General features: G+C 62.4%; 6 protein-coding genes. 1 reads left to right on the plus strand and 5 read right to left on the minus strand.

All coding sequences use genetic code 11. From position 1 onward, the window contains the following. Nucleotides 1-176: 176 nt before the first annotated feature. From EOA29_RS25865 to EOA29_RS25895, 5 genes are all read right to left on the minus strand, one after another. Nucleotides 177-587 (minus strand): hypothetical protein, encoded by a 411-nt coding sequence (locus EOA29_RS25865; RefSeq protein WP_126094644.1) that lies wholly within the window; start codon nt 585-587, stop codon nt 177-179. 282 nt (nt 588-869) lie between these two features. Beyond that, on the minus strand, nt 870-1,631 hold the full coding sequence (locus EOA29_RS25870) for a hypothetical protein (RefSeq protein ID WP_189350142.1): 762 nt from the start codon (nt 1,629-1,631) through the stop codon (nt 870-872). A gap of 442 nt (nt 1,632-2,073) precedes the next feature. Further along, nucleotides 2,074-2,541, minus strand: coding sequence for a TadE/TadG family type IV pilus assembly protein (locus tag EOA29_RS25880; RefSeq protein ID WP_189478990.1), 468 nt, complete (start codon nt 2,539-2,541; stop codon nt 2,074-2,076). Continuing rightward, nucleotides 2,531-2,968 (minus strand): TadE/TadG family type IV pilus assembly protein, encoded by a 438-nt coding sequence (locus EOA29_RS25890; RefSeq protein ID WP_126094647.1) that lies wholly within the window; start codon nt 2,966-2,968, stop codon nt 2,531-2,533. Before EOA29_RS25890 ends, EOA29_RS25880 begins: the two co-directional genes overlap by 11 nt. A 4-nt stretch (nt 2,969-2,972) precedes the next feature. Then, complete coding sequence (locus EOA29_RS25895) at nt 2,973-4,208, minus strand: pilus assembly protein TadG-related protein (RefSeq protein WP_189350144.1); 1,236 nt, start codon at nt 4,206-4,208, stop codon at nt 2,973-2,975. A 280-nt stretch (nt 4,209-4,488) separates the two neighbouring features. Here EOA29_RS25895 and EOA29_RS43880 point away from each other — a divergent pair. Next, a partial coding sequence (locus EOA29_RS43880; protein ID WP_281061109.1) for a pilus assembly protein TadG-related protein occupies nt 4,489-4,626 on the plus strand: 138 nt, incomplete at its 3' end.

Consider the following 4,626-nt stretch of genomic DNA (forward strand, 5'->3'; position numbering starts at 1 on the left):
CACCCAAGCCCGCTCGACGCACGAGACGAAGCAAGACGCCAGCCCCGCCAAGCTGCCCGGCCCGTTCGAGCGGGACGGCATTATCCACACGCTGATCTCACGGCTGTTCCCCAGCCTGCTGCCGTAAAGCGCGTCGCCCAAAAGCGGATTCAGGCGACGCGCTTGCCGGCGCGACGTCAGCGTGCGGTGACGGCTGTGACCGAGCGCACGGCGGCCTGCGAAGCCGAGAACACAATGAAGGCAAAGACAAGCACGGCGGCAGCGACGATCAGCGAGCCGATCGCCACGACCGGCTCGATCTCCGGATGGCCCCCCGCCAGCATCCAGTAGAGCGCCGGCAGCATAATCACGATGCCCACCGTATAGAGGCCGTAGTGGATCATGGCGATCCGGCGCTCGGCCTTGGCCGGATTGAGCGCATAGTAGCCGCCGAAGATCGCGCTGGTGACCCATCCGAGAAGGTTGATGTGAGCATGCGCCGGGAAGGCGCCGTGATCGCCCGAAATCGCCATCTGCAGCCCAGCGGCGATGCCGAGGATGAGAAACACGATGGCCGTCTTGAAGAAAAGTTCCGAAACCCGTGGCATTTTGTTGTCCTCCCAATGCCCTGAAAAACCCTCACCCGCTAAATCTACACGCTGCAAAGCATATTAGCCACGACGCGCAGGGAGCGGCTGTGGATTTTGGTGTGGATCGCGGGCGGTGCCGGGCGGAGCCAGCAAGCTCGCTAATGTTTCAGGCGCTGGCGGAACAGAGGGGCGCGAAGGCACGCGACCATGCCCGGCGTGCGCCCGCCAAAACAAAATGCCGCCGGGCGAGGCCCGGCGGCATGACAGTTTCACCCTCTGGCAGGTTTGCCGCTTCGCGCCTTACGGCGTCGTCGTCGCGGCGGCTGCCTGGTCGATCTTGTCGGCCAGCACGCCCTTGGCCCAGTCGGTGACTTCGGCGTCGACCGGCTTGTTGGCCATGTCGGCAAGGGCTGCGTCCAACGTCGCGTCGTCCGGCGCGGGCGTATTGGCAGCCTCCGTCTGGGCATCGGTGAGTGCCTGGTTGGCGTCGTTCAGCGCGGTGGTCGCGTCATCGATCTGCCCCTGCAAAGCGTCGATCTGTTCTTGGGTGGCGTTCGGGTCCGCCTGCAGCGCGGTCATCTGCGCATTCAGGTCGTCGAGCGCGGCCTGGGCATCGGCCACGGCCTGGGTTGCCGCGTCAACCGCGGCTTGCGCGTTCTTGGCTGCCGCCGCCTGAGTCACATAGGCCTGGATGGCCGCAAACTTCGGGCTCTTGGAGTTCATGTAAGCGTTGATGTTGCGCTGCAGCGAGTTCAGCCGGCCGAGCTTGGCATGCAGGTTCTTTTCCTTCGGCGTCGCGGGCGTGTCATCCGTGACGTCGTCGGTCGTGTCGTCCTGCGACTTCGCCAACTGGCCCGGAGCCGATGCCTTGCCGTGCGTTGCGCCACTGTTGCCCTTGCCGCCGCCGTTGCCGCCGCCTTTACCGTTGCCGCCGCCGTGGTCGCCGCTGTTGCCGTGACCACCGCCATTGCCACCACCGTTGCCGCCGGCGCCGGCAAGCGCCGGAGCAGTCGCGAGTGCCAGGACGGCCAGTGAGGCCAGAAGTGTCTTTCGGATCGTCATAATGTTTCTCCGCAGGTGATCGCCACCAATGCCCAACCGCTAGATCGCCTCATATGAGAATTCCCTAACGGCTTGGAGTAACTTTTAGTCAAAATCAGTCGCGGCAAGGGAGCGACCTGGGAAATACCTTCATCTCCAACCTAGAGAATGCATTAAGCCATTGAAATCTCACGATAATATTTGGCCCAAATCGAGATCGGCCCTCTGGAACAATGAAGGCCCATACCCCGTCGGACCATAGGCCCAGCCCCACTCAGCCTGCGTCCACAGAGGGCTTCATCTCCTTGTTATACCGCGCTTTTTTGGAGAAATATCGCACTGGTTGTGGACGCCATCTACTAGCACCGGGAGTACTTGAGCGCGAGGCGCGCCAACGGTTTTGATTTCAGACATCCCGAGCCGATGCCAGTATATATCATTATATACTCTCGCTGGATTTCCCCTAGCTGCCGATCAGCGGCACGGTGACGGACGTCGAATAGTTGATCGGGAAGTCGCTGAAATAGGGGAAGTTGATCACGAAGGCATAGCTGGCGTTCACATGCGCCATGCAGAAGCCGCCGCTCGGCAGATCGGTGGTGATCGTGACGTTCACGTTCTGCAAGCCAAGCGCCTGCAGCTTCTGCGTCGCGATCGTCTGTATGTCGGCCTGGGTCAGCGTGTTGTTGAGCTGCAGCGAGCGGGCGGAGGCCTCCAGCGCATAGCGGACGCTGGAGTCGGCATTCATCGACCAGCCGAAGGCGAAGATGCCGAAGAGCAGCATGACCAGGAAAGGCACAATGAGCGCAAACTCGATGGCGGCGCCGCCTGAGGCATTGCAGGCAAACGCCCTCGCTTTTTGCCTGTATCGAGGCGCAATTCCGGACGGAAAACCGCTGCGCACTTTTCCTGGAATTGCTTTAGCGGACACGGACCACCTGCTGATGGCCGAGCGCGGTGTTGTTTGGGAAAGGGCCGAAGGCAAAGGGCGGAACCCAGGTGCCCGACGCCTGGATCTGGACGTAGATCGAGTTTAGCTTCGGTCCGGCGCACAGGGTCGCCTGGTCAACCACGGTCGTTCCGCATTTGTAGGTGCGGTTCACCGTGACCGCGGCGTCGGTGGGCTTGTTGTCCCAGCTTGCGAGCGCGGCGGCTTGGGTGGCGCTGTCGTCGGAGGAGCCGGCTAACACCAGATTCGCCGCCGTCTTCACGCCGGCCCGCATATTCAACGAGCTGGTGACGTAGGACCAGCCGTCGGCGACGCCGAACAGAGCCGTGCACAGCACCGGCAGCACGAGCGCGAATTCCACCGCGGCGGCGCCTGAGCGGTTCTTGCGGAATGAGATCGCGGGTCCCATGCCGCTACTCGACGATCGCGACCGACGGCGCCGCCGGGATATCCTTCATCCCGAGGCTCGTGCAATCCTGGTTGATGGTCGAATTGCCCGACCACTGGATGGTGTCGGCCACGACCTGGGTGCAGCCGTTCACGCCCGAGAAGTTGCCAAGATAGTTGACCTGTTGCCTGGGAAAATAAATGGCACCGGTCAAAAGCGAGTCCGCGGTGCCGTTGAAGGTGCTTTGCGCCGTGGTCCCTGTCCTGTCGCCGTAGAACAGCACCCCGGAATAGGTGCCCGAGGTCGGCGCGCTCAGCGTCACCGTGGCGTTGCCGTTCATGCTGACGGTGTTGCTGCCGGCCATGTAGATGGTCACGCCGTCGCCCTGGATGACCGCGCCGGCGTTGATCTTCAAATTGCCCTCGAGGACATAGACACCGGGAGACAGCGTGACATTGCCCTTGAGGTTCATGCCATTGCAGTAAGTCCCTGGGCCCAGCGTCGGCTTGTTGTCGTTCAGACAGGAGCCGCTGGCCGCGGGCGCAGGTACGCTGGAGAACGGATCGGCAGCCGGCAGCGCATTGGTGATCGGGGCCTTGCAGGTCGCGGGGTCAGTCACCACCGCATTGCTAAGCGAAATGCCGCCGACCGAGATCAGGCAGTCGGCCTGGAGTCCGGCCGATCCCTGGACCTTGATGGCATCGGGGGCGATCGAATCCGACATGACGGAGCAGCCGCTGAGCTTCACGTTGGTGCTGCCAGAGAAGAGCGCCGCCTGCGAGGCCGAGGCACTGAGCGCCAGCACACAGGCCTTGGAGGCGTCGGTGATGAGCGCCACCGCCCTCGCCTGCTCCGGCACCTTGCTCTGCGTGAAGATCGAGGTGAACATCCGATCCAGGTTCTGGTTGAGGATAACCTCCACCGCCTTCTTGGCCGTGTTCGGCCCCGAGGTGGGCGGCGTGTGGACGGTGATGGAGCCATTGCCCAGGCCGTTATCGGTCGCCGACTGGGTGGCGGCCGTGGTGATCGCCCCGGTGTCGGATCCCTGGATCTTTTCCAGCGCGCCGGCATAGGCGGCGGCGTCCGCCGTCGCCTGCAGCTTCAGGCTCGAATAGTACCAGTAGGACGTCTCGACACCGAGCCCCGCACCGCCGACGACGATCGGCAGAGTGAACGCGAAGACGATTGCAACATTGCCGCCCTCGCCCCTTTGCAGGCGGCGGGAGAAGAAGTCTCTGAAAATTCGACCGAATGTGGCCATGGCCGAGCGCACCCAAGCTATCCCGGCTATCACGTTCAACACCTGTCGATAAACGATTGGCTAATTTTTTTGCTCGACTTGCGCCGGTCAGACCGCAGAGGGCGCACTTACGACTGAGTGGCACAAGCATTCGGACTTAGGTCCCACGCATCGTCAGACTTAAGGCGTAACCTACGGATAAACCTGTTATTTTAGCATTTTCTGCATTTTATCTTTTTCGGAAATCGCTCGTAGAGACGGCTGGCTTATCACTCTGCCGTATACGGCGAGGGATGCTTCCATGATCCGACAGTTCTGGGCTTCGACGCGCGGCAATTTCGCGGTGGCGACCGCGATCGCCATGGTGCCGCTGATGCTTGCCGTGGCCGGGGCGGTCGATCTCGTGGGCACCAGCGACGACGCCGCGCAACTGCAGAAC

The organism is Mesorhizobium sp. M1E.F.Ca.ET.063.01.1.1 (genome assembly GCF_003998155.1).
Taxonomy (GTDB): domain Bacteria; phylum Pseudomonadota; class Alphaproteobacteria; order Rhizobiales; family Rhizobiaceae; genus Mesorhizobium.

What these genes read in the sequence shown, in the direction of transcription:
- EOA29_RS25865 (WP_126094644.1), bottom strand. Translation starts at nt 587, where the DNA reads ATGCCACGGGTTTCGGAACTTTTCTTCAAGACGGCCATCGTGTTTCTC.
- EOA29_RS25870 (WP_189350142.1), bottom strand. Translation starts at nt 1,631, where the DNA reads ATGACGATCCGAAAGACACTTCTGGCCTCACTGGCCGTCCTGGCACTC.
- EOA29_RS25890 (WP_126094647.1), bottom strand. Translation starts at nt 2,968, where the DNA reads ATGGGACCCGCGATCTCATTCCGCAAGAACCGCTCAGGCGCCGCCGCG.
- EOA29_RS25895 (WP_189350144.1), bottom strand. Translation starts at nt 4,208, where the DNA reads ATGGCCACATTCGGTCGAATTTTCAGAGACTTCTTCTCCCGCCGCCTG.